At 65.5% G+C, this 18,172-nt stretch carries 18 protein-coding genes; 13 read left to right on the top strand and 5 right to left on the bottom strand.

From position 1 onward, the window contains the following. The first annotated feature begins 107 nt into the window (after nt 1–107). From CTA01S_RS06985 to CTA01S_RS07015, 7 genes are all read left to right on the top strand, one after another. Nucleotides 108–1,139, top strand: coding sequence for a sulfate/molybdate ABC transporter ATP-binding protein (locus tag CTA01S_RS06985; RefSeq protein WP_019559924.1), 1,032 nt, complete (start codon nt 108–110; stop codon nt 1,137–1,139). 46 nt (nt 1,140–1,185) lie between these two features. Further along, the gene (gene cysP, locus CTA01S_RS06990; RefSeq protein ID WP_062193734.1) at nt 1,186–2,202 is read left to right on the top strand and encodes a thiosulfate ABC transporter substrate-binding protein CysP; all 1,017 of its coding nucleotides are present in this window, start codon (nt 1,186–1,188) and stop codon (nt 2,200–2,202) included. Between the two features lie 52 nt (nt 2,203–2,254). Then, nucleotides 2,255–3,112 carry a sulfate ABC transporter permease subunit CysT gene (cysT, locus tag CTA01S_RS06995; protein ID WP_062193739.1) on the top strand — a complete coding sequence of 286 codons (858 nt, stop codon included), beginning with the start codon at nt 2,255–2,257 and terminating at the stop codon, nt 3,110–3,112. Beyond that, a complete protein-coding gene (cysW, locus tag CTA01S_RS07000; RefSeq protein WP_062193743.1) occupies nt 3,109–3,939 on the top strand; it encodes a sulfate ABC transporter permease subunit CysW in 831 nt (276 codons plus the stop codon). The genes cysT and cysW overlap by 4 nt, the downstream gene beginning before the upstream one ends. A 215-nt stretch (nt 3,940–4,154) precedes the next feature. Continuing rightward, on the top strand, nt 4,155–4,742 hold the full coding sequence (locus CTA01S_RS07005; protein WP_019559928.1) for a Spy/CpxP family protein refolding chaperone: 588 nt from the start codon (nt 4,155–4,157) through the stop codon (nt 4,740–4,742). A gap of 108 nt (nt 4,743–4,850) precedes the next feature. Further along, entirely contained in the window at nt 4,851–5,573 is a 723-nt protein-coding gene (locus CTA01S_RS07010) for a response regulator (RefSeq protein ID WP_062194056.1), read from the top strand. A 3-nt stretch (nt 5,574–5,576) separates the two neighbouring features. After that, the gene (locus tag CTA01S_RS07015; RefSeq protein ID WP_062193746.1) at nt 5,577–6,956 is read left to right on the top strand and encodes a sensor histidine kinase; all 1,380 of its coding nucleotides are present in this window, start codon (nt 5,577–5,579) and stop codon (nt 6,954–6,956) included. On the opposite strand, the gene CTA01S_RS07020 is transcribed toward CTA01S_RS07015, so the two are convergent. Together CTA01S_RS07020 and CTA01S_RS07025 are read right to left on the bottom strand one after the other, a co-directional pair. After that, nucleotides 6,922–7,368: a DUF3717 domain-containing protein gene (locus tag CTA01S_RS07020; protein WP_019559931.1), complete on the bottom strand. Its 447-nt coding sequence runs from the start codon at nt 7,366–7,368 to the stop codon at nt 6,922–6,924. The two genes, CTA01S_RS07015 and CTA01S_RS07020, sit on opposite strands and share 35 nt — an antisense overlap. Nucleotides 7,369–7,385: 17 nt before the next feature. Continuing rightward, complete coding sequence (locus CTA01S_RS07025) at nt 7,386–8,696, bottom strand: tryptophan--tRNA ligase (RefSeq protein WP_019559932.1); 1,311 nt, start codon at nt 8,694–8,696, stop codon at nt 7,386–7,388. A gap of 104 nt (nt 8,697–8,800) precedes the next feature. On the opposite strand from CTA01S_RS07025, the gene purN reads away from it, so the two are divergent. The 3 genes from purN to CTA01S_RS07040 all read left to right on the top strand — a co-directional run bounded on the left by purN (nt 8,801) and on the right by CTA01S_RS07040 (nt 12,170). After that, nucleotides 8,801–9,427, top strand: coding sequence for a phosphoribosylglycinamide formyltransferase (purN, locus tag CTA01S_RS07030; protein WP_019559933.1), 627 nt, complete (start codon nt 8,801–8,803; stop codon nt 9,425–9,427). Nucleotides 9,428–9,458: 31 nt separating this feature from the next. Continuing rightward, nucleotides 9,459–10,715, top strand: a complete 1,257-nt coding sequence (locus CTA01S_RS07035) for an RsmB/NOP family class I SAM-dependent RNA methyltransferase (protein ID WP_019559934.1) — start codon at nt 9,459–9,461, stop codon at nt 10,713–10,715. Between the two features lie 231 nt (nt 10,716–10,946). After that, entirely contained in the window at nt 10,947–12,170 is a 1,224-nt protein-coding gene (locus CTA01S_RS07040) for a DesA family fatty acid desaturase (RefSeq protein ID WP_062193750.1), read from the top strand. 259 nt (nt 12,171–12,429) lie between these two features. Here CTA01S_RS07040 and rpmG read toward each other — a convergent pair whose 3' ends face one another. The 3 genes from rpmG to trxB all read right to left on the bottom strand — a co-directional run bounded on the left by rpmG (nt 12,430) and on the right by trxB (nt 14,110). After that, a complete protein-coding gene (gene rpmG, locus CTA01S_RS07045) occupies nt 12,430–12,600 on the bottom strand; it encodes a 50S ribosomal protein L33 (RefSeq protein ID WP_019559936.1) in 171 nt (56 codons plus the stop codon). 34 nt (nt 12,601–12,634) lie between these two features. Further along, entirely contained in the window at nt 12,635–12,868 is a 234-nt protein-coding gene (gene rpmB, locus CTA01S_RS07050) for a 50S ribosomal protein L28 (RefSeq protein WP_026330004.1), read from the bottom strand. Between the two features lie 282 nt (nt 12,869–13,150). Next, nucleotides 13,151–14,110 carry a thioredoxin-disulfide reductase gene (gene trxB, locus CTA01S_RS07055; RefSeq protein ID WP_062193754.1) on the bottom strand — a complete coding sequence of 320 codons (960 nt, stop codon included), beginning with the start codon at nt 14,108–14,110 and terminating at the stop codon, nt 13,151–13,153. A 267-nt stretch (nt 14,111–14,377) separates the two neighbouring features. Here trxB and CTA01S_RS07060 point away from each other — a divergent pair, with 267 nt between their 5' ends. The 3 genes from CTA01S_RS07060 to lolA all read left to right on the top strand — a co-directional run bounded on the left by CTA01S_RS07060 (nt 14,378) and on the right by lolA (nt 18,159). Then, nucleotides 14,378–15,046 (top strand): Crp/Fnr family transcriptional regulator, encoded by a 669-nt coding sequence (locus CTA01S_RS07060; RefSeq protein ID WP_026330005.1) that lies wholly within the window; start codon nt 14,378–14,380, stop codon nt 15,044–15,046. A gap of 243 nt (nt 15,047–15,289) precedes the next feature. Then, complete coding sequence (locus CTA01S_RS07065; protein WP_232301014.1) at nt 15,290–17,548, top strand: DNA translocase FtsK; 2,259 nt, start codon at nt 15,290–15,292, stop codon at nt 17,546–17,548. Then, nucleotides 17,548–18,159: an outer membrane lipoprotein periplasmic chaperone LolA gene (gene lolA, locus CTA01S_RS07070; RefSeq protein ID WP_062193763.1), complete on the top strand. Its 612-nt coding sequence runs from the start codon at nt 17,548–17,550 to the stop codon at nt 18,157–18,159. The genes CTA01S_RS07065 and lolA overlap by 1 nt, the downstream gene beginning before the upstream one ends. Nucleotides 18,160–18,172: the final 13 nt, after the last annotated feature.

Here is an 18,172-nt window from a genome sequence, read left to right on the forward strand (position 1 = left end):
ACTCATCAGCACAAAACATTATAAAGAAAAGACTATTTATTATTTTTCATTCTGATTGCGCGTCGCTAGCATCCCTGCGCATCGAACGATTTTCAGGATGGGTGCCCATGAGCATCGAAGTGCGCAATCTGTATAAGGCCTTCGGGAAGACGGTGGTGTGTGACCACCTGAACCTGGACATCCCCTCGGGCGAGTTGGTGGCGCTGTTGGGGCCGTCGGGGTCGGGCAAGACCACGTTGCTGCGCATCATCGCCGGCCTGGAGCGTCCCGATGCCGGCACGGTGCATTTTCATGGGGAGGATGCCACCGATGCCGATGTGCGCGACCGCGGTGTGGGCTTCGTGTTCCAGCACTATGCCCTGTTCAATCACATGACCATCTTCGAGAACGTGGCTTTCGGGCTGCGTGTGCGCCCGCGCGCCACGCGGCCCAGCGAGGCGCAAATCCGCAAGAAGGTGATGGAGTTGCTGGAGCTCGTGCAATTGGACTGGATCGCCGACCGCTATCCCCACCAGCTCTCGGGCGGTCAGCGGCAACGCATTGCCCTGGCCCGAGCGTTGGCGGTGGAGCCCAAGGTGCTGCTGCTGGACGAGCCGTTCGGCGCGCTCGACGCCAAGGTGCGCAAGGAGCTGCGCCGCTGGCTGCGTCGGCTGCACGATGAAGTGCATCTGACCAGCGTCTTCGTCACGCACGACCAGGACGAGGCCATGGAAGTGGCCGACCGCATCGTGGTGATGAACCATGGTCGCATCGAGCAGCAAGGCACCCCCGACGAGGTCTACGACCATCCAGCCACGCCATTCGTGTTGGAGTTTCTCGGGGATGTCAACCTCTTTCACGGCCGCTTGGGGCATGCTCCGGGTGGCGCCACCGACGAGGTGAGCTACGTGCGGCCGCACGAGCTCGACATCTTGGGCCAGCCCGAGGAGGGCAGCTTGCCGGTGACGCTGTCGCAGATCCTGACCGTCGGGCCCAACACCCGCATCGAATTCAAACGATTGGACGATGGTTGCTATGTGGACGTCGAGATGCCGCGCGCCCGCTTTGTCGCGCTGCGCGAGCAGCTGGGCCTGCAGCCCGGCAGCACGGCCTACTTGAAGCCGCGTCGGGTGACGCGCTTCGAGGTCGAGGCGGCTTGAGTCCTTTCGTCTGTCCCGATTTCTTCCCATTTCAAGGAACCTCATCATGTTCAAATCTCTGCTGCGTGTGGGCCTGGCCGTGGCCGTGTGGGCTGCTGCATCGACCGCATGGGCGCAATCCGGCCCCACCTTGCTCAATGCGTCGTACGACATCGCTCGCGAACTGTTCGCCGCCATCAACCCCAAGTTCGTCGAGCATTGGAAGAAGAAAACCGGCCAGGATGTGCGGATCGACCAATCCCACGCCGGCACGTCACGTCAGGCCCAGGACATCATCCAGGGCAAAAAGGTCGATACCGTCACTTTCAACCAGGCCACGGATGTCGATATGTTGGCCAAGCGCGGCTTGGTGGCCTCCGACTGGAGGAAGAAGTTCCCGAACAACGCCTCGCCGTACTACAGCACCATCGCCTTCTTGGTGCGCAAAGGCAATCCCAAGAACATCAAGTCCTGGGACGACTTGGTGCGTGACGATGTGAAACTCATCTTCCCCAATCCCAAGACCTCCGGCAACGCACGCTACACCTACCTGGGCGCCTGGCTCTACGCGAACGAGAAGTTCAATGGCAATGAGGCGCAGGTGCGTGACTTCGTGGCCCGGCTGCTGGCCAACGTGCAGAACTTCCCCACCGGCGGCCGCGGTGCCACCGTGGCCTTCGCTCAGAACAACCAGGGCGACGTGCTGTTGACCTTCGAGTCCGAGGTGATCAATATCGCTCGCGGCGACGAGTTCAAAGCCCTGGGCCTGGAGGTCGTGGTGCCGCCGGTGTCGGTGCTGGCCGAATTCCCGGTGGCCGTGGTCGACAAGGTGGTCGACGAGAGGGGCACCCGCGCCTTGGCCACCGAATATTTGAACTTCCAGTACACCCGCGAGATCCAGTTGCTGCTGACCTCGTTCAACTACCGGGTGCACGAGCCCACGGTGGTCAAGGCGACGGCCGACAAGTTTCCGTCCATTCGCCTGATCGATCCGGTCAAGGTGCTGGGGCCGTGGGACAAAATCAGCGAGACCCACTTCGCCTCGGGCGCCATCTTGGACCAGTTGCTGGCCCGCCGCCGCTGATTCACCCCTGTCGTTTGGAACCTGAGCGAGCCCATGACGGGCTCGCCTTGCCATGGCTGTCACCACCTCCCGTCCCTTGCTGCTGATGCGGCCTGCCGTGTTGCCCGGCTTTGGGCTGAGCCTGGGCATCAGCAGCTTTTATGTCTCGTTGATCATTCTCTTTCCGGTCTCGGCGCTGTTGGCCTATGCGGCCGAGCTGAACCCGGCGCAGTACTGGCAGGCCATCACCGATGCGCGCGTGCTGTCGAGCTACCGCGTCACCGTGGGGGCTGCGCTGTATGCCACCGTGGCCTCGGTGCTGATCGGGCTGTTGTTGGCCTGGGTGACGGTGCGCTACGAGTTTCCCGGCCGTCGCTTGCTCGACACCCTGATCGATCTGCCCTTTGCACTGCCCACGGCCGTGGCGGGCCTGACCTTGTCGGTGCTGCTGGCCCCCACCGGTTGGGTGGGCCAGTGGTTCGAGCTCGTGGGTCTGAAGATCGCCTATGCCTATCCAGGCATCGTGGTGGCCATGACCTTCACCAGCCTGCCCTTCGTGGTGCGTACCGTGCAGCCCGTGCTGCAGGATTTCGGCACCGAGGTCGAGGAGGCCGCGCGCACGTTGGGGGCAACGCGCGTGCAGATTTTTTGGCGGGTGATCCTGCCCACGCTGATCCCTGCCGTGGTCACCGGAGGCGCTCAGTCCTTCATCCGCAGCCTGGGTGAGTTTGGCGCGGTGGTGATGATCGCCGGCAACATTCCCTTCCAGACCGAGGTCAGCTCACTGATGATCTTCGTGCGCCTGCAAGAATACGAATACCCGGCCGCCGCGGCGATTGCCACGGTGATCCTGCTGGCGTCGCTGCTGCTGATGTTCAGCCTGTATGTGCTGCAAGGCCGCGTGCTGCGTTGGCAGAGGAGCGCCGGATGAAGCGACCCCAACACCTGCATCAATGGGCTTTGATCGGCCTGGGCGTCGGGGTGGCCGCTTTGCTGCTGGTGCTGCCGCTGCTGCTGATCTTCGTCCAGGCGCTCAGCGGCGGCTGGGCGTTGTTGGCGGCCAACCTGTCCGAAGGCTACATGCGCCACGCCTTGGGGTTGACCCTGCTGGTGGCCATGCTCACCGTGCCGGTCAACCTGGTCTTCGGCATCGCCTTGGCCTGGTGCGTCACGCAGTATGAATTCCGCGGGCGGCGGCTGCTCACCACGCTGATCGACATCCCTTTTGCCACCTCGCCGGTGGTGGCCGGCCTGTGCTATCTGGTGGTCTACGGCATGGAAGGGTGGCTTGGCCGCTGGCTGGCCGCGCACGACATCCAGATCATCTTTGCCTGGCCGGGCATCGTGATGGTGACGATATTCATCACCTCGCCGTACGTGGCTCGCATCCTCATTCCGCTGATGCAGACGCATGGCAACGACGAGGAGCACGTGGCTTTGACGCTCGGGGCCAACGGCTGGCAGATCTTCTGGCGCGTGACGCTGCCCAAGATCAAGTGGGCCCTGCTCAACGGGGTGGTCACGACCAACGCGCGGGCCGTGGGTGAGTTCGGGGCGGTGGCCGTGGTCTCCGGCACCATCATGAACCAGACGCTCACCTTGCCCCTGCTGGTCGAGCAGCTCAACAACGACTACAAAGTGGCCGCGGCTTTCACGGCTGCGGCCTTGCTGGCGTGCATGGCCTTGTTGAGCCTGCTGCTCAAGAGCGTGATGGAGTGGCGCCAGCAGCGGCTGGAGGCACTGGCGGCGGGGCGTTGAGCGCAGCCCGGGCCAGCGGCCAGAGGGAGGGACTTGCGGCTTGGGCCGGATGCACCGCGGTCATGCGCTACCGCGGCAGCGCCAGTGGCGTTGGACCTGCGCGCGGCACGGTTCAAATATCTTTACTCGCGCCGCACAACGGGGACACGCTGGCGCTTCACAGTCATGACCATGGACGCCGGGCATGGGGCCCGGCACCCACCAGGAGTAAGCGCATGGACATGACGAATCTGACTTGGAATTGGTTCAAACGAGGGGTGTCCGTCGGGGCCGCCGCCGTGGCACTGACGGCCGCCGGGGCAGCCGTTGCGGCTGCCTCCAACCCGGGGCCTGGCAGCCCGCCCGCGCTGCACATGGCCATGCATCACGGCGGGCCATCTGGGGGGCTGGGCTTCAGGCTGGGCGACGACCCTCAGCATGTGGACCGCATGGTCGATCGCGTGGCGCGAGACCTGGCGCTGAGCCAAGCCCAAGCAGACCAGATCCGGGCCATTGCTCGGGCGGCTGCTCAGGATCTCCAGGGGCAGCGCGACAAGATGCGCGCGCTCAAAGAACAAGCCGCGCGAGTGTGGACGCAACCTCAGGTCGATGCGGCGGCGGTGGAATCGATGCGGCAGCAACACATGGCCTTGATGGACGAGCGCAGCCGACGCATCAACCGTGCCTTGCTGGAGATCAGCGCCGTCTTGACGCCCGAGCAACGCACACAGCTGGTGCAACGGATGCAGGAACGCAGGCACGAACGCCGGCAGGAGCGTCATGAGGGGGCGCATCGGCGCAACGCGCCGCCTCCGACGCAGTGAGCCGGTGGCGCCGTTGGCCTGGTACGGTGCTCAGTGATGCTGCTCGTGCTGCGTGCCAGCGCCCGGCGCTATGCTGTGCGGCCTAGAACCTGCGGCGAGGAAACGCTCATGTCTGCGCACCTGTTGCTCATCGATGACGACACCCGCCTTACCGGCATGGTGGGTGATTACCTGCGTCAGGCCGGCTACCAGGTGACGGCCGCACCGACGTTGGCCGTGGCGCGCAAGCTGCTGTCGGCCAAGGAGCACGGCTTTGACGGGCTCATCCTCGATTTGATGCTGCCCGACGGCGATGGCCTGGACCTGTGTCGGGAATTGCGCGCGCAGCCGCGCACCCGGGCTTTGCCGGTGCTGATGCTGACGGCGCGTGGCGAGCCCATGGATCGCGTGGTGGGCCTGGAAATCGGGGCTGACGACTATCTGCCCAAGCCCTTCGAGCCGCGCGAACTGTTGGCCCGTGTGCGCGCCGTCTTGCGCCGTGCCAGCGGCGGTCAGACCGAAGATGAGGCCGATGTGATGCGCTTTGGCCGCTTGGAGATCGACTTGGGCGCGCGCGTGGCCCGCGTGGATGGCCGCGAGTGTGACTTGACCGGTTACCAGTTTCAGATGCTCACGGTGCTGGCTCGGCATCCTGGGCGAGTGCTGTCGCGCGACCAGATCATGGATGCGCTCAAGGGCCATGCCTTGGAGGCATTCGACCGCTCCATCGATGTGCATATCTCGCGCATTCGGGCGGCCATCGAAGACGATCCCAAACATCCCAGGCGCATCCTGACGGTGCGCGGCACGGGGTACGTGTTCGCCAAGAAGCAAGATGCAGAAGACGCCTGAAACGTGAAGAGCTTGTACCTGCGCATCTATGTCACCGTGGTGGCGGTGTTGCTGTTGTTCGCGCTGGTGGCGGGGTGGCTGTTCAAGCACAACTTCGAGCGCGAGCAGGCGCAGCGCGCCGTGGCGCTGTCTTCGGAGCGGCAGGCCGCATGGGGTGAGTTGTTCGCCCATGCCCTGCCCCCGGCCAGCGCGCCACGGCAGACGCAGGCCCAAGGGGTGCAAGAGTGGTCCGAACGCCTGCGCGTGCCGCTGGCGTTGGATGATGCGCAAGGTCAACGCATTGCCGAGTCCGCCAGCTTCCGCGAGGCGCTGGACGAAGGGCCCCGTCGCTTTTGGCGCATGGAGCTCAATGACGGACGGGTGTTGTGGGCGCTGCGAGGTCCCCCGCGGCCCGGGCCACGAGCCGAAGGAGGCTGGCGCCGTGAGGTGCGCGTCATCACCGAGTCGGGCGAAGTGCGTGCCTGGCCGCCACCGGGGCCGCCGCCGGGGGCGCCTCCCTGGGTGTGGTTCGAAGGGGCGCAGGGCCTGTTGATCGCGCTGGTGCTGCTGTTCGTGGCCGTGTCCGTGGGGGCCTATCCGGTGGTGCGCCGGCTCACCCGCCAGCTCGAGGCGCTCAAGCGCGGCGTCGAGGCCTTCGGCGCCGGCCGGCTCAGCCAACGCGTGCATGTCAGCGGCCGTGACGAAGTGGCCGCCGTGGCCGCGAGCTTCAACCGGGCGGCCGAGCGCATCGAGGAGCTGGTGCGTTCGCACAAATCGCTGCTGGCCAATGCCTCGCACGAGCTGCGCTCTCCGTTGGCGCGGTTGAAGATGGCCGTCTCACTGCTGGAGACGGCGCCTGCCGATGCGCGGGTCGCGTTGCGGCAGGAGATCGAATCGAACATCCGCGAGCTCGATGCCCTGGTCGAAGAAGTGCTGTTGGCCAGTCGGCTCGATGCGGCCCAGACCTTGGATCGTCGCGAGCCGGTGGATTTGCTGGCCCTGGCCGCCGAGGAGGGGGCTCGCTTCGATGCTCAGGTGGAAGGGGACCCCGTGGTGGTGCTGGGCGACGAACGCCTGCTGCGCCGCGCCTTGCGCAACCTGCTGGAGAACGCGCGCCGCTATGGCGGCAGCGAGCCGCCATTGGTGCGCGTGGGTGTGGACGGTGGGCAGGCCCATGTGCAGGTGTGCGATCGCGGCCCGGGGGTGCCGCAGGACCAGCGCGAGCGCATCTTCGAAGCCTTCTATCGTCTGCCTGGTCATGCGGAATACGCCGGCGGCGTGGGCCTGGGGCTGAGCCTGGTGCGCCAGATCGCGCAGCGCCACGACGGGCAGGTTCGCTGCGAGCCGCGCGAAGGCGGGGGCAGTTGCTTCAGTTTGTCCCTGCCGCTGGGGATGCCGCAGTGATGGCCGCATCCCCTTGGGTGCGCTCGGCATAGCGGTTGAAGCGCCAAGCCGTGCCTTGCAGCGTGATGCGCCGCCAGGTGGCGCGTTTTTCGGCGGGGCTCATCTGCGGCCAGCGCTGCACCTCGCTGAAGCTGCGCCCGCAGCCTTTGCACACCTCGTCTCCCTGGCTGGTCGAACAGATCGCGATGCATGGCGTGTCGGGCGTGGTGGCATACCAGGCCAACCAGGCGGCCTTGGCCTGAGGCGGCATCGTGTGCTCGTCACATTCGCTGTGGCGGTAATAGACCATCAGCGCATACACCTCGGCCAAGGCGCGCACCTCGGGGCAGGCCGTCACGCCATCGGGCGAGGGCTGCCGCTGACGCCACCAGTTGATGGCCGCTTCGATGTCGGTGATGTGGATCCCGGCCATGAGGGCTCCTGCGGGGCTCACTCCTGCGAGGCCACCAGGGCGGCCAGCGCCGCCTCGACGGTGGCGCGATCGACCCCGTCACCGAGCGACACGGGCGCCTCGTCCAAGACTGCAGCGCCTTCGGTGCGCAAGCGCTTGACCCACACGCCGGCTTGGCGGCCTTCGGCCAGCCCGTGGCTTTGCAGCAGCACGCGGCCGTCGGCTGCGGTGAGCTTGAAATAGAACAAGCCGTTTTCGCGGTACTGCTTGAAGTCTGGCAAGGCTGGGGCCTTGACCGCCGGGGCGGCTTTCACCGGCGCAGCCCGCGGCACCGCCACCATGGGCCGCAGACCCACGGCATGGCGCAATTCCTTCAAGAACGGCGTGGCCACTGCGCGAGCTTTGCGAGCACCGTCTTGCAAAATGTCCTCGACCTGTTCGGGATGGGCCATGTAGCGCTCATAGACCTCGCGCATCGGCCCGATGTGTCCTTCGATCAGGTTCACCAAACGTCGCTTGGCTTCGCCCCAGCCCAGTCCGGCGCGCAGGTCGGCCCGGAAGGCTTCGCGTTGCTCGGCGTCGGCAAAGGCGTCATAGATCATCACCAGCGCCGAGCCTTCGGGCTCTTTCGGTTCGCCGGGCGCGCGCGAGTCGGTCACGATGCGGGCGACGGCTTCCTGCAGGCCCTTGGCGCCGCCTTCGAACAGTGGGATGGTGTTGTCGTAGCTCTTGGACATTTTGCGGCCGTCCAGGCCGGGCAGGGTGGCCACATGATCGTCGATTTGGGCTTGCGGCAGCACGAAGTAGTCGCGCCCGCGCCCGAACAGGTGATTGAAGCGCTGCGCGATGTCGCGGGCCATTTCGATGTGCTGCACCTGATCGCGGCCGACCGGAACGCGGTGGGCATTGAACAGCAGGATGTCGGCCGCCATCAGAATGGGGTAGCTGAACAGACCCATCGTGACATTGGCATCGGGATCCTCGCCGGCGGCTTCGTTGGCATCGGTGGCTGCTTTGTAGGCGTGTGCGCGGTTCATCAATCCCTTGGCGGTCACGCAAGTCAGCAGCCAGGTCAGCTCGGGCGTCTCGGGGATGTCGCTTTGCCGGTAGAAGGTCACGCGCTGGGGATCGAGCCCTGCGGCCAGCCACGCGGCGGCGATCTCCAGGCGCGAGCGCTCGATGCGTTCGGGTTCGTCGCACTTGATCAGCGCATGGTAGTCGGCCAGGAACAGAAAGCTCTCCACCCCGGGCTCCAGGCTGGCTTGCACGGTCGGGCGGATGGCGCCGACATAGTTGCCCAGGTGGGGGGTGCCGGTGGTGGTGATGCCGGTGAGGACGCGTTGGGTCATGGGTCAGGCCACAAATGGGAACGGCACAAGGTGAGCGCTGGATTTTAGGTGGGCGGCTTCAGCCCTGCCGAGGCCGGCGCAGGCAAAGGCTACACTGCCGGCCCATGAAACGTATCGTGATCCTGATCTCGGGGCGGGGCTCGAACATGGAAGCCATCGTCCAGGCCTGCGAAGCCGAGCAATGGGCCGCGCGTGTCGTCGCCGTGGTCAGCAACCGTCCACAGGCCAAGGGTTTGCAGTTCGCCGCGGCGCGCGGCATTCCCACGGCGGTGGTCGACCACAGCCAGCATGCCAGCCGCGAGGCTTTCGATGCCGAACTGGCTCGCGTGATCGATGCCTTCGAGCCCGATGTGGTGGCTCTGGCCGGCTTCATGCGCATCTTGACCGCGCGTTTCGTGGAGCACTACCGGGGCCGGCTCGTGAACATTCATCCCTCGCTGCTGCCGGCTTTCCCGGGCCTGCACACCCATCGGCGTGCGCTGGAGGCCGGCTGCAAGCTGGCTGGCGCCACGGTGCACTTGGTCACCCCCGAACTCGACCACGGGCCCATCATCATCCAGGCGGCCGTGCCCGTGCTGCCCGACGACACCGAGGATCGCCTGGCCGAACGGGTGTTGGCCAAGGAGCATGTCATCTATCCGCGTGCGGTGCGGTGGATGGTCGAAGACGCGCTGCAGGTGCGTGACGGGATCGTCATTCATCGCGCGGGGGAGCCGCAGCTGTTGCTGTGATGGACTGCGCGGCCGGGGATAATCCCGCGCCATGCATCCGAATGCTTTGCTCGATCTCGCCACCGCCTTGCTGCGCGCCGTCTTGAAGCTGGAGGCGCCGGCCGATGCGGTGGTGTCCCAGTTCTTTCGACAGCATCGCGCGCTGGGGCCGCGCGAGCGGCACGCCCTGGCGGAAACCGCTTACGCGGTGCTGCGGCGGCGGCTGTACTACCAACACTTCGCCCAATCGGGCCATGGCGCTTTGGAGCGCCGACTGGTGTTGCTGGCCTGGCAAGGCAGCCCGGCCGTGCTGCGCGCTGCCACAGGTCCCAATGAACAGGCCTGGTTGGAGCAGGTTCAGGCGGTCGATGCGACGACCTTGCCGGAGAAGCTGCGTCACAACCTGCCCGATTGGCTGGCCGGTGCGCTGAAGACGGCGCTGGGCAACGAGTTCTGGCCGCTGGTGGACAGTCTGTCCCGTCCGGCGCCGTTGGACCTGCGGGTCAACGTACTGAAGGCCAAGGTGGAGTCGGTGCAGGCTGCACTGGCGGCTGCCGGCATCCAGGCCGAGCCCACGCCCTATTCCCCCTGGGGCTTGCGTGTGCAGGGCAAGCCGGCGTTGCACACGCTGGAGGTGTTCACACGGGGCGATGTCGAGGTGCAAGACGAGGGCAGCCAACTGCTGGTGCTGCTGACGGGGGCCAAACGCGGCGAGATGGTGGTGGACTTCTGCGCCGGCGCGGGCGGCAAGACCCTGGCACTGGGGGCGGCCATGCGCAATACCGGGCGGCTGTATGCCTTCGACGTGTCAGGGCATCGGCTGGAAAAACTCAAGCCCCGCTTGGCGCGCAGTGGCCTGTCCAACGTCTACCCGGTTCAGATCGCCCATGAGCGTGACGAACGCATCAAGCGCCTGGCAGGCAAGGTGGATCGGGTGCTGGTCGATGCGCCTTGCTCCGGTCTGGGCACGCTGCGTCGCAACCCCGACCTGAAGTGGCGTCAGTCGCCGCAGGCCGTGGCCGAATTGCAGGCCCGGCAGCGCGCCATCCTCGACAGTGCGGCGCGGCTGCTCAAGCCGGGCGGGCGCCTGGTGTATGCCACATGCAGCGTTCTGCCCGCAGAAAATGAACAGATCGCGGCGTCTTTCTCCGAAGCCCATCCCGACTTTTGCCGGCTTGGCGCGGCCGAGGCGCTGACCCAGGCCAAGGTGCCGCAGCCTGAGCGCTTGGTGCAAGGCGATAGTCTGCAGCTATGGCCGCACCGGCATGGCACCGATGGTTTTTTTGCGGCCGTGTGGGAACGGCGCTGAGGGGCGGGACTCCAAGCCGAGCCTTCCTGCTGGATTCCGACGGGGGGAGGCGCCTCGCAGGCCGCGCAGGGCCTGCGGCGACTGTGCGATGTGGCCGCATCGGCTCGGAATTTCGGGGGCGGTGTGCCCCCGACGGCGCGGCCCGTCCTACAATCGCCTGGACTCAAGCGTGGGTGCCATGAGGGTGCTGGCGGCTTGAGGGTTTCGTTTGTTGCTGAAAGGATCGGTTCAATGTCCGACATTCTCATCGTGTGGGAGAGCCTGGTGGACTGGCTCGCCAACGGGATGCTGCAGGCTGCCTGGTGGCAGATCCTGGTCTTCACGCTGGTGGTCACACACATCACCATTGCCTCCGTCACGATCTTCCTGCACCGTTCGCAGGCGCACCGGTCCTTGGATCTGCATCCGATCGCGTCGCATTTCTTCCGCTTCTGGCTGTGGTTGACCACCGGCATGGTCACCAAGGAGTGGGTGGCCATCCATCGCAAGCACCATGCCAAGTGCGAGACCGCGGACGATCCACACAGCCCGCAGGTGTACGGCATTGGCAAGGTGTTGCGCGAAGGCTCCGAGCTCTACCGTGCCGAAGCCAAAAACCAGGAAACCCTGGCCAAGTATGGGCACAACACGCCCGACGACTGGCTGGAGCGCCACGTCTACAGCCGCTACACCTGGCAAGGGGTGGGCTTGATGTTGATCATCGACCTGGCGCTGTTCGGGGCCATTGGCTTGACGGTGTGGGCGGTGCAGATGCTGTGGATCCCGGTCACGGCCGCCGGCATCATCAACGGCTTGGGCCATTGGTGGGGTTATCGTAACTTCGAGGCGGCCGATGCCTCGACCAACATTTCGCCTTGGGGCATCCTCATCGGCGGAGAGGAGTTGCACAACAACCACCACACCTACCCGACCTCGGCCAAGCTCTCGGTGAAGAAGTTCGAGTTCGACATCGGCTGGGTGTACATCCGGGGCCTGCAAATGCTGGGCTTGGCCAAGGTGCGCAAAACGCCACCGATGCTCAAGCTGGGGGCGGTCAAACCGGTGGCCGACGCCAAGACCCTGGAGGCCATCATTGCGAACCGCTACGAGGTCATGGCCAAGTACGCCCGTGAACTGCGTCGCGTGTGCCAAAACGAACTGCGTGCCCTGAAGCAGGCTGGGGCGAAAAACACCGCGCGCTGGAAGGAACTGCGTCTGGCCAAGCGTTGGCTGCATCGGGATCAGGACCGCATTCCCAGCGATCTCAAGCCCCATATCGACAGGGTGTGTGCCCAATCGCCGACGCTGGCCAAACTGGTGGCGATGCGAGAGGAATTGCGCCAACTGTGGACGCGCACCAATGTCTCGGCCGAACAGCTCGTTGCCGACTTGCAGGCTTGGTGCAAGAAGGCCGAGGAAAGCGGTGTGGCTGCCTTGCAAGAGTTTGCGTTGAAACTCAGGGCGGTTCACGCCTGAGCCGCAAGGCGCAGCCTGGCGGTCCAAGAGCGCCCCCAAGAGCGCCCCCAAGAGCGCCCCCAAGAGCGCCCAGTGGGGCGCTCTTTTTGTATTCGGTACGGGGTTCGGGCCCGGGCCTTACCGAGCGCGTCCGCGCGCCACGCGCGATGGTCGAGCGCGAATGGGGCCGCCCATGAAAAAACCCGCCGGCGTTGCCGCTGGCGGGTTTTGCTTTGCCGGTGAACCGGGGCGGCAGGCCACGGACGGCCCGCCCTCGGGTTTACTTCAGCTTGGCTTCCTTGTAGGCGACGTGCTTGCGCGCCTTGGGGTCGAACTTGATGAATTCCAGCTTTTCAGGCGTGGTCTTCTTGTTCTTGGTGGTGGTGTAGAAATGACCCGTGCCGGCCGTGGATTCCAGCTTGATCTTTTCGCGTCCGCCTTTGTTGGCCATCGTGCGTTCTCCTCAGTGGGGCAGGGGTAGGGGATCAGAGCTCGCCCTTGGCGCGCAGGTCGGCCACCACTTGGTCGATGCCAACCTTGTCGATCAGGCGCAACGCGGCGTTGCTCACGCGCAGACGCACCCAGCGGTTCTCGGATTCGAGCCAAAAGCGGCGGTACTGCAGGTTGGGCAGGAAGCGACGCTTCGTTTTGTTGTTGGCGTGGGACACGTTGTGACCCACCATCGGGCCCTTGCCCGTAACTTGACAGACGCGTGCCATGACGCTTCTCCGTTTCAATCTCGGTTCACGACGCGGCAACCACGAGTGCGGGGCGACTTCTCCCCCAGTGGCTGCCCTTCGAAGACCCTTCGAAGACCTTGGACTGCCTGCCGACCCATGTTTGCATGCCGCTGCGGGCATGCAAGCGGCCAAGCAAACACCCGGCGCAACACTCGCCATCCAAGGCCATTTTCGCAAGGCCATTTTCGGCAAAGACGGCCATTATAGCCATAACGCAGCCGAGTGGCCAGCCGCCCCCGGGCAGGGCGGCGCCAGAGGGCTTCAGCGGGGGTTTTGCTCCAGGAAGCGCTGGGCATCCAGGGCCGCCATGCAGCCGGTCCCGGCGCTGGTGATGGCCTGACGGTAGACGTGGTCTTGCACGTCGCCGGCGGCGAACACACCGGGCACGCTGGTCATCGTGGCCATGCCGTCCAAGCCGCTGCGGGTGAGGATGTAGCCATCCTTCATTTCGAGCTGCCCCTTGAAGATGTCGGTGTTGGGCTGGTGGCCGATGGCGATGAAACAGCCCTGGACCGCCAGCTCCTTGGTGCTGCCGTCTTGGGTGTGCTTCAGGCGCACGCCGGTCACGCCACTGGCATCGCCCAGCACCTCGTCGAGGGTATGGAACAGGTGCAGCTCGATCTTGCCGGTGGCCACTTTGTCCATCAGCTTGTCCACCATGATGGCTTCGGCGCGGAATTTGTCGCGGCGGTGGATCAGGTGCACCTTGCTGGCGATGTTCGACAGGTACAGGGCCTCCTCGACGGCCGTGTTGCCGCCGCCGACCACGCATACCGGTTGGTCGCGGTAGAAGAAGCCATCGCAGGTGGCGCAGCCGCTGACCCCACGCCCCATGAAGGCCTGCTCCGAGGGCAGCCCCAGGTACTTGGCCGACGCGCCGGTGGCAATGATCAACGCATCACAGGTGTAGCTGCCGTTGTCGCCGATGAGCGTGAACGGCCGCCGCGACAGGTCGGCCGTATGGATGTGATCGAAGACGATCTCGGTCTTGAAGCGCTCGGCATGCTGTTGGAAGCGCTGCATCAGCTCGGGGCCTTGCACGCCATGCACGTCGGCGGGCCAGTTGTCCACGTCGGTGGTGGTCATGAGCTGGCCGCCCTGGGCCAGACCGGTGATCAGCAAAGGTTGGAGGTTGGCGCGTGCCGCATAGATGGCGGCGGTGTATCCGGCCGGGCCGGATCCCAGGATCAGAACCCGGGCGTGCTTGGGAGGGGTACTCATGACGATGGCGATGCGAGAAGGAACGGTTGGGCGGTGTTCGCGCGCCTTGCGCTGGCGCGGCTCTCCGTGAAAGTCAGTGCTTCAATTAGAGTTGCGGTTGTGCGATAACTCACACTGATCCCGGCAATCCGCTGCTGTCACAGATGAGGCCCGCCGGTTTCATTGCAAGACGGCATTGTAGGAAAGCGCTCTTGCCGATGCGCCGTCGGGGTTTGATGCGTGGCAATCCTGATCGATGCTGACCGAAACGAACGAAGGGGGTTTTCCATGGCAATGCTGTCCAACCTCGATCTGATTCGTCGCGTCCCGCTGTTTTCGATGCTCACGCATGCCCAAGCGGAACAGGTGGCCGAAGGCATCGTCAAGCGGCGCTTCCGTCGCGGCGAGATCATCGTCGAGCAGGGGCGCAAGTCCAATGCGCTGTTCATCTTGCTCACCGGCCGCGCCCGCGTGCTGACGGCCGACTCGCGCGGACGGGAGGTCATTTTGGCCATGCTGCATCCGGGCGACTACGTGGGCGAGATGAGCCTGATCGACAACGAGCCGCATTCGGCCACGGTGCGCGCCGAGGTCCAGACCGATGTGCTGGTGCTGGGGCGGGCCGAGTTCGCCCGCTGTTTGCCCGAGAACTCCAGCTTGTCCTACGCGATCATGCGCGGTTTGGTGGCCCGGCTGCGCGCGGCCGACCGCCAGATCGAGTCGTTGGCGCTGTTGGACGTGTATGGTCGGGTGGCGCGCACCTTGCTCGACATGGCCGAGGAGAGCGGCGGGACGCTGCTCATCCGTAACAAGGTGTCGCGTCAGGATCTGGCCAAGATCGTTGGCGCTTCGCGCGAGATGGTCAGTCGCGTGATGAAGGATCTGGAGGAGCGCCATTACGTCGAAACCCAGCCCGATGGCTCGGTCATCATCAGGGAGCCGTTGGTGACGGCGTGAGCGCGCCGCAGGCCATGCCGCCGGGGAGCGGCCCGACGGTGAGCATTCGTTGCACCGCCCGGGTGGGGTGCGCATCAGGGCGTCGGCTTGATTCACAATCCGCGCATGGCTTTTCCTCTTGGTTCTCTAGGCAGTGACGCTTCCGACGCCGCCGACGCTTCCGCCCGGCCTGCGTCTTCGACCTACAAGCGTGTGTCGCGTCAGGCAGCGCCTGCGCCTGCGTCCCCGGCTCCCCGATGGCGCATGCAGCTGGGGGTGTTGCTGGGCGGCATGGGGCTGGCCTTGCTGCTGCTGGCTTTGTTGACGCATTCGGCCGGCGATGCGGCTTGGTCGACCTCGGGGGATGGTCGTCCTTTGCGCAACCAGGCAGGGGTGTTGGGCGCTTGGGTGTCGGATCTGCTGTACTACTTTTTCGGGTTTTCCGCCTGGTGGCTGGTGATCGTGGCCGTGCGCGCCTGGCTGGGTGCGCTGGCGCGTTGGCTGCGCAGCGGCCAAGAACTCCCGGCCGCGTCCTCGGCCGAGCCGGCCGGACCGGCTTGGCTGTTTTGGGGGGGCGTGGTCGTGCTGCTGGCATCCAGCGCGAGTCTGGAGTGGACGCGGCTGTACGCCCTGGAGCCGCACCTGCCCGGCCATGCCGGGGGCGTGTTGGGCTACGCGCTGGGCACGGCCAGCATGAAGCTGTTGGGCTTCGTGGGCTCCGGGGTGTTCTGGATCGCGCTGTTGGTGGCCGGTTTCTCGATGGCCTTCCGCTTTTCCTGGTTGCAAGTGGCCGAGCGGCTGGGCGGCTGGATCGATGGGTGGCGGATGCGGCGGGAGGAGGCGCGCGAGCGCAAAGAGGACCGACGCCTGGGTGAGCGCGCCATGCGCGAACGCGAGGCCGATGTGCAGGTCGAGCGTCAGGTCTTGGTCGAGCATGCGCCGATCTTGATCGAGACCCCGGTGCCCGAGCTGCCCAAGTCGGCCCGTGTGGCCAAAGAGCGCCAAAAGCCGCTGTTCAACGAACTGACCGACACCCGCTTGCCGCAGGTGGATCTGCTCGATGCCGACACCGGTCGGCAGGAGACGGTCTCGCCCGAGACCTTGGAGATGACCTCGCGCCTGATCGAAAAGAAGTTGAAAGACTTCGGCGTCGAGGTGCGGGTGGTCGTGGCTTCGCCCGGCCCGGTGATCACGCGCTATGAAATCGAGCCGGCCACGGGCGTCAAGGGCTCACAAATCGTCAATCTGGCCAAGGATTTGGCGCGTTCGCTCAGTCTGGTGAGCATCCGGGTGGTCGAAACCATTCCCGGCAAGAACCTGATGGCCCTCGAACTGCCCAATGCCCGTCGCCAGAGCATCCGCTTGGCCGAGATCCTGGGCTCGCAGGCTTACAACGATGCGCAGTCTGTGCTCACGCTTGGCTTGGGCAAGGACATCGTCGGCGGGCCCGTGGTGGCCGATCTGGCCAAGATGCCCCACCTGCTGGTGGCTGGCACCACCGGCTCGGGCAAGTCGGTCGGGATCAACGCGATGATCCTGTCGCTGCTGTACAAGGCCGAAGCCCGCGACGTGCGGCTCCTGCTCATCGACCCCAAGATGCTGGAGATGGCCATGTACGAGGGCATTCCGCACTTGCTGGCGCCGGTGGTGACGGACATGAAGCAAGCGGCCAATGCGCTGAACTGGTGCGTGGGCGAGATGGAGCGCCGCTACAAGCTGATGAGCAAGCTGGGGGTGCGCAATCTGGCCGGCTACAACAAGAAGATCGCCGAAAGTGCCGAGCGTGGCGAGAAGATCCCCAATCCCTTCAGCCTCACCCCGGACGCTCCCGAGCCGCTGGAGCGCATGCCCTACATCGTGGTCATCATCGACGAGTTGGCCGACCTGATGATGGTGGTGGGCAAGAAGATCGAGGAACTGATCGCACGCCTGGCGCAAAAAGCGCGGGCGGCGGGCATCCACCTCATCTTGGCCACGCAGCGGCCCAGCGTGGACGTCATCACCGGGCTGATCAAGGCCAATATTCCGACCCGCATCGCGTTCCAGGTCAGCAGCAAGATCGACAGCCGCACCATCCTCGATCAGATGGGGGCCGAGACCCTGCTGGGGCAAGGCGACATGCTGTATTTGGCGCCAGGCACTGGGTTGCCGGTGCGTGTGCATGGCGCTTTCGTCAGTGATGAGGAGGTGCATCGGGTGGTGGAGTACCTCAAAACCCAAGGACAGCCCAACTATGTCGAGGGCATTCTCGAAGGCGGGGTGCTCGACGGCGAGGGCGCTGGCGCTGGCGAGGCCGGGGTCGTTGGCGGTGCCGACGCGGAGGCCGACCCGATGTATGACCAGGCCGTGGCCGTGGTGCTGCAGCACCGTCGGGCTTCGATTTCCTTGGTTCAACGACATTTGCGCATCGGATACAACCGCGCGGCCCGTTTGCTGGAACAAATGGAGCGCGCGGGCCTCGTATCGAGCATGGCCACCAATGGCAGTCGAGACGTTCTCGTGCCGGCTGCCCGCGACGAATGATGAATCGATCCATCCTGATGCTGCTGCTGGGCGCCATGCTGGCGGGGCCCGCCTGGGCCGATGCGCTTGGCAGCCTGCGCCAGTTCGTGCAAGAGGTCAAAAGCGCCCGGGCGGTGTTCACGCAGACGGTGAGTTCCCCCGAGGGGACACGCAAGCGCAGCAGCGAAGGCCGCTTCGAGTTCGTGCGGCCCAACCGCTTCCGCTTCGACTATGCGCCGCCGATGGCGCAGACCATCGTGGCCGACGGCCAGAAGGTCTGGCTGTACGACCCCGATTTGAACCAAGTCACGGTGCGCGCGATGAGCGAGGCCGTGGGCGCCACGCCGGCGGCCTTGCTGGCCGGTGGCCCGCTGGACCGAGAGTTCACCCTCAAGGGCTTGTCCGATCGCGACGGCCTGCAGTGGGTCGAAGCCGTGCCCAAGGCGCGCGACAGCGCCTTCCAGGCCGTGCGGGTGGGCTTCAGGGGCAAGGAGCTGGCGGCGCTGGAGATCGTCGATGGCTTCGGCCAGGTCTCGGTGCTGTCGATGCGCCAATTCGAGGCCAACGTGCACCTTGCGCCCGAGCGTTTCCGCTTCACGCCGCCGCCTGGGGCGGACGTGCTGGAACAGTAGCGCGGGCCCAGCC

Origin of the sequence: Caldimonas taiwanensis NBRC 104434 (assembly GCF_001592165.1) — a bacterium.
Lineage (GTDB): Bacteria > Pseudomonadota > Gammaproteobacteria > Burkholderiales > Burkholderiaceae_C > Caldimonas > Caldimonas manganoxidans.

Excerpts from the sequence above, each read along its gene's own strand:
- CTA01S_RS07025 (WP_019559932.1), bottom strand. The coding sequence starts at position 8,696 with ATGACCCAACGCGTCCTCACCGGCATCACCACCACCGGCACCCCCCAC.
- cysW (WP_062193743.1), top strand. The coding sequence starts at position 3,109 with ATGAAGCGACCCCAACACCTGCATCAATGGGCTTTGATCGGCCTGGGC.
- cysT (WP_062193739.1), top strand. The coding sequence starts at position 2,255 with ATGGCTGTCACCACCTCCCGTCCCTTGCTGCTGATGCGGCCTGCCGTG.
- CTA01S_RS07040 (WP_062193750.1), top strand. The coding sequence starts at position 10,947 with ATGTCCGACATTCTCATCGTGTGGGAGAGCCTGGTGGACTGGCTCGCC.
- lolA (WP_062193763.1), top strand. The coding sequence starts at position 17,548 with ATGAATCGATCCATCCTGATGCTGCTGCTGGGCGCCATGCTGGCGGGG.
- CTA01S_RS07020 (WP_019559931.1), bottom strand. The coding sequence starts at position 7,368 with ATGGCCGGGATCCACATCACCGACATCGAAGCGGCCATCAACTGGTGG.
- rpmB (WP_026330004.1), bottom strand. The coding sequence starts at position 12,868 with ATGGCACGCGTCTGTCAAGTTACGGGCAAGGGCCCGATGGTGGGTCAC.
- rpmG (WP_019559936.1), bottom strand. The coding sequence starts at position 12,600 with ATGGCCAACAAAGGCGGACGCGAAAAGATCAAGCTGGAATCCACGGCC.
- CTA01S_RS07035 (WP_019559934.1), top strand. The coding sequence starts at position 9,459 with ATGCATCCGAATGCTTTGCTCGATCTCGCCACCGCCTTGCTGCGCGCC.
- CTA01S_RS07010 (WP_062194056.1), top strand. The coding sequence starts at position 4,851 with ATGTCTGCGCACCTGTTGCTCATCGATGACGACACCCGCCTTACCGGC.
- CTA01S_RS07060 (WP_026330005.1), top strand. The coding sequence starts at position 14,378 with ATGGCAATGCTGTCCAACCTCGATCTGATTCGTCGCGTCCCGCTGTTT.
- CTA01S_RS06985 (WP_019559924.1), top strand. The coding sequence starts at position 108 with ATGAGCATCGAAGTGCGCAATCTGTATAAGGCCTTCGGGAAGACGGTG.
- purN (WP_019559933.1), top strand. The coding sequence starts at position 8,801 with ATGAAACGTATCGTGATCCTGATCTCGGGGCGGGGCTCGAACATGGAA.
- CTA01S_RS07005 (WP_019559928.1), top strand. The coding sequence starts at position 4,155 with ATGGACATGACGAATCTGACTTGGAATTGGTTCAAACGAGGGGTGTCC.
- cysP (WP_062193734.1), top strand. The coding sequence starts at position 1,186 with ATGTTCAAATCTCTGCTGCGTGTGGGCCTGGCCGTGGCCGTGTGGGCT.
- CTA01S_RS07065 (WP_232301014.1), top strand. The coding sequence starts at position 15,290 with ATGCAGCTGGGGGTGTTGCTGGGCGGCATGGGGCTGGCCTTGCTGCTG.
- trxB (WP_062193754.1), bottom strand. The coding sequence starts at position 14,110 with ATGAGTACCCCTCCCAAGCACGCCCGGGTTCTGATCCTGGGATCCGGC.